This is a genomic window from Microbacterium sp., assembly GCF_029263575.1.
GTDB lineage: Bacteria > Actinomycetota > Actinomycetes > Actinomycetales > Microbacteriaceae > Microbacterium.
Map to the genome: position 1 here is coordinate 1 of NZ_JAJUFV010000242.1, position 2515 is coordinate 2515.

Below are 2515 nucleotides of genomic sequence, written 5' to 3' on the forward strand. Positions count from 1 at the left end.
GAGACGGCGACAGCGCATCACCAGCGCTCAGACATCAGTGCCGTTCCGGCAGCCGGTGTCGTCGCCGAAGCCATGGTCGCGATCGAGCTGGCGAACTCCGTTCTGGAGAAGTTCGGCGGAGACAGCGTCGGTGAGACTGGGCGCAATCTGCAGAGTTACCTCGACGCGATCCCCGCCGAGTTGCGCACGGCTCCGGCATCGGAGGCTGCGCTGATCGCCCACGATGAGCGCTCCTGAGCTGCTGACCGTCGTGCTCGTCGGCCCCATGGGCGCGGGCAAGACGAGTATCGGCCGCAAGGTTGCAAAGCAGCTCGGCGTGGCCTTCACCGACACCGACAAGAGCATCGTTCGCGAGCACGGCCCGATCCCCGAGATCTTCGCCCAGCAGGGGGAAGAGCGTTTTCGTCAGCTCGAGCGCATTGCCGTCAGTGGCGCGCTGGACGACGGGGGAGTGATCTCGCTGGGCGGCGGCGCCGTCACCTCGGCGCAGACGCGCGAGCTGCTGCGGCAGCATCCCGTCGTCTTTCTCACCGTGACACCGGAAGCCGTCGCGGCGCGCATCCGGGGCGGGACTAGGCCGTTGCTGGCCGGCGATGATCCGCTGGCGACGTGGACAGAGATCTACGAGCAGCGTCGAAGCTGGTACGAAGAGGTCGCGACGCTGACAGTCGACACCTCACGGCGGCCGATGCATCGCATCGCCGCAGAGATCGCAGCATGGAGGAAAGAGCTGACATGAGTACGACCACCGTTTCTGTGACCGGGCAGACCCCCTATGACATCACGGTCGGTCGGGACATCCTCGACCGCGTCTCCCAGGCCCTGGAGCCCGGCGTGCGAAAGGTGCTGGTCGTGCATCCGCCGACGCTCGCGGCCCGCGCCGCGGAGCTGCGTGACCGGCTCCTCGCCGACACGGCAGACGGGCCACGCGATGTGCTGCTCGCTGAGATCCCCGATGCCGAGCAGGGAAAGCGCATCGAGGTCGCGGCATTCTGCTGGCAGATCATGGGACAGTCCGATTTCACGCGCACGGATGCGGTCATCGGGTACGGCGGCGGTGCTGTCACCGACCTTGCCGGCTTCGTGGCTGCGACGTGGCTGCGCGGCGTTCAGGTCGTTCAGGTGCCCACGACCGTCCTCGGCCTCGTCGATGCCGCGGTCGGCGGAAAGACCGGAGTCAACACCAACGAGGGCAAGAACCTTGTCGGGGCCTTCTGGGCGCCGCGCGCGGTGATCGGCGACCTCGACGAGCTGGGCAGTCTCAGCGCGCATGAGGCGACCGCCGGCTATGCCGAGGTCGTGAAGGCCGGATTCATCTGGGCGCCCGAGATTCTCGACACGATCGAAGCGGATCCCGCCCGCGCCGTCGATACGTCCACGGACGAGTTCCGTCGCACCATCGAGCTCGCTATCGAGATGAAGGCCCGGGTGGTGTCGGAAGACTTCCGCGAAGCGGGCCAGCGCGAGATTCTCAACTACGGTCACACGCTCGGCCACGCGATCGAGCACGCCGAGAGGTATCGCTGGCGTCACGGCGCTGCGATCTCGGTGGGGATGCTCTTCGCCGCCGAGCTCTCGCGTCTCGCCGGTCGCCTGTCGGATGCCGCCGCAGAGCGGCATCGTGGTGTGCTGGAGTCGCTCGGGCTGCCGACCAGCTATCGTCGGGGAGCGTGGCCGTCTCTGCTGGCCACCATGCAGCGCGACAAGAAGAGCCGCGGGGGGATGCTCCGCTTCATCGTGCTCGATGACATCGCCAAGCCCACGGTGCTCCAGGCTCCCGATGAGTCGTTGCTGTTCGCCGCCTACCAGGAGGTCGGCGAGTGAGCGTGCAGGTTCGCCGCATCCGCGCCCACGAGTGGCAGCAGGTGCGCGCACTGCGCTTGGACGCCGTCCGCGACCCGGCAGCGGCCATCGCCTTCCTGCACACCTATGAGGAAGAGGCTCAGCACGACGACACGTTCTGGCAAGACCGGGCAGCCGGCGGCGCAAGCGGCGACACGGTAGCGCAGTTCATCGCCGAAGCCGGCGGCGAGTGGGTGGGAACCATCTCGGTGCTGCGCACGGATGCGGGAATCGCTGATCATCATGACCGTGAGGTGAGTGCCGCACGCAGCGACGTCGTCGGGGTCTTCGTGCGACCGGATTTCCGCGGGCACGGCATCGTCGATCGGCTGTTCGAGGCCGCGGCCGAGTGGGCACGTGCGATCGGTGACGCACGCCTCGTGCTCGACGTGCACGTCGACAACCATCGAGCCCAGGCTGCCTATCGCCGGCTCGGCTTCGCTGACACCGGCGTGCGATTCGAAGGCACGATCGGTCCCGAGCTCGAGATGGCTCTTTCGCTCGGCGTCTCGTCACCGCGGCGGATCCTGCTGGTGAACGGGCCGAACCTCAATCTGCTCGGCACGCGGGAACCGGATATCTATGGTTCGGAGACGCTCGCGGATGTCGAGCGCATCACGACCGAGGCCGCTGCGGTATCCGGGTTCGAGGTACGAAGCATCCAGAGCAATCA

The 2515-nt window shown here is 67.2% G+C and carries 3 protein-coding genes and 2 pseudogenes; all 5 read left to right on the forward strand.

What is annotated here, in order from left to right:
- Positions 1–237, forward strand: a pseudogene (locus Q1J95_RS15595) (chorismate synthase); the annotation flags it as partial.
- Complete coding sequence (locus tag Q1J95_RS15600) at positions 224–739, forward strand: shikimate kinase (RefSeq protein WP_300269343.1); 516 nt, start codon at positions 224–226, stop codon at positions 737–739. The pseudogene Q1J95_RS15595 and the gene Q1J95_RS15600, both read left to right, overlap by 14 nt.
- Positions 736–1824, forward strand: coding sequence for a 3-dehydroquinate synthase (gene aroB, locus Q1J95_RS15605; RefSeq protein WP_300269345.1), 1089 nt, complete (start codon positions 736–738; stop codon positions 1822–1824). The genes Q1J95_RS15600 and aroB overlap by 4 nt, the downstream gene beginning before the upstream one ends.
- 41 nt (positions 1825–1865) lie before the next feature.
- A pseudogene (locus tag Q1J95_RS15610) lies at positions 1866–2252 on the forward strand (GNAT family N-acetyltransferase); the annotation flags it as partial.
- A 78-nt stretch (positions 2253–2330) separates the two neighbouring features.
- Positions 2331–2515: type II 3-dehydroquinate dehydratase (locus Q1J95_RS15615; RefSeq protein ID WP_300269347.1), on the forward strand; the 185-nt coding region annotated here is incomplete at its 3' end.